Source organism: Pedobacter sp. 01T416_2 (assembly GCF_056398925.1).
Map to the genome: position 1 here is coordinate 1 of NZ_JBFTQI010000993.1, position 1,841 is coordinate 1,841.

The 1,841-nt window shown below is 36.3% G+C and carries 1 protein-coding gene; it reads left to right on the plus strand.

Features of this window, described 5'->3' with window-relative positions:
* Positions 1-252: 252 nt before the first annotated feature.
* Positions 253-1,797: a muramidase family protein gene (locus tag AC1DPQ_RS26635; RefSeq protein ID WP_477611417.1), complete on the plus strand. Its 1,545-nt coding sequence runs from the start codon at positions 253-255 to the stop codon at positions 1,795-1,797.
* Positions 1,798-1,841 lie beyond the last annotated feature (44 nt).

A 1,841-nucleotide genomic window follows, 5' to 3' on the forward strand; every position in this document is an offset into this window, starting at 1 on the left:
GCATATCGATATTAAGCTATTAAAGTCATCTTATTTTTACTTAAAAACGAATAGCTGAACATAGACTGGTTAACAATATTATTCGTATAATTGCTCCCTTTGACTTAGAAATTTACATAAAATAAATGCATATCGATATTAAGCTATTAAAGTCATCTTATTTTTACTTAAAAACGAATAGCTGAACATAGACTGGTTAACAATATTATTCGTATAATTGCTCCCTTTGACTTAGAAATTTACATAAAATAAATGCATAAAATATATTTATCTGCTGTAGTGTTATTTGCCTTAAACATTGCAAATGCCAAAGCCAACACAGCAAGAGACTCTATCGGTGTAGAAAATAATAAAGGCAAAAAACTGATCGTTCATCAAACTGTAGCAAAAGACACTTATTATTCAATAGGAAGAAGGTATAATGTTTCTCCTAAAGAGATTATGGCCTTTAATGACAATAAATATCTTCAGGTTGGGGTAATCATTAAAGTACCAACAAATATTCCTTTTACCGTAACAGGATCAGTTAACAGCACACAAAATCAAAGCGCTTCTAMTGGCAATATAATAGAGCATACCATCAAGCCAAAAGAAAACTTAAACATGCTCGCCGAAAAATATGGCACAACCATTAATGAGATTAAAGCTTTAAACAATCTTAGCAGCAGCAATTTAAGTATCGGTCAGGTTTTAAAAATCCCTGCTAAAAATGGAGAACAAACTGCAACAGCTCCTCCGGTAACGCCACCAGCGAAAAACAATACAGAAACGCTTCAAGCCAATGCATCATCTGCTGATCAAACCATGATCGAGCATACTGTTGCGCCTAAGGAGTTTTTAGGCAAAATAGCCGAGAAATACGGCACTACTGTTGAAGAAGTAAAAAAAGCCAACAATCTTTCAGGAAATAACTTGCGTATCGGTCAGAAACTTAAAATTCCGGCAACTAAAAACATTGATGAGAACAAAGTAGTATCTGCTGCTGAAGAAAAACCTGTTCAGGAGAACAAATCTACAGATGCGGCCGGCACACATACTGTTTTAAGGAACGAAACTATTTTCACCATCGCTAAACAATACGGCATTACCGCTTACCAGATTAGAAAACTGAACGATTTGCCTGATAACGCCATTACCATTGGACAGGTTTTAAAAGTACCGGGAGGGATTATTACAGATGTTCAGGTTCCGAAAGAAAAACAAGCTGAAGCAAAAGTTAAAGAGGTAGAAGCAAAAGTTAAAGAAGCACAAGCAACTAAAGAAGAAAGTTTTATTCATACCGTTGCTACTGGAGAAAACATTTTTACCATTGCTAAAAAATACAATTTAACGGCTTATCAGATCAGAACAGCAAATAAACTGGAAGACAACGCAATTAAAGTTGATCAGAAACTGATTATTCCTAAACCGCCACAACCTAAATCGGTTAATGATTTATCGAAAGAAGAGCAGGAAAACGAACCAGATAGCACCATGGTTAAAGACCCTAAACTTCGCCGCGACCCGAGCGTATATGGTTTAAGTCAGATCGAAGAAAAAGGAACCGCAGTTTGGATTGCAGATCAGGACCTGGACGGAACAAAAATGTTGGTTTTACACCGTACCGCACCTGTGGGCAGGGTAATTAAGATTACCAACCCAATGACCAACCGCACTACCTTTGCCAAAGTTGTTGGTAAATTTACGGAGAACGAATCCACAAAAGATGTTATAATTGTAATGACTAAAGCTGTAGCCGATTCATTGGGCGCTTTAGACAAACGTTTTTTCTGCAATTTAACATATAGTGCTCAATGAGTTTAAACAAAAAGCCATTTATAATTGGTATTGCCGGTGGTAGC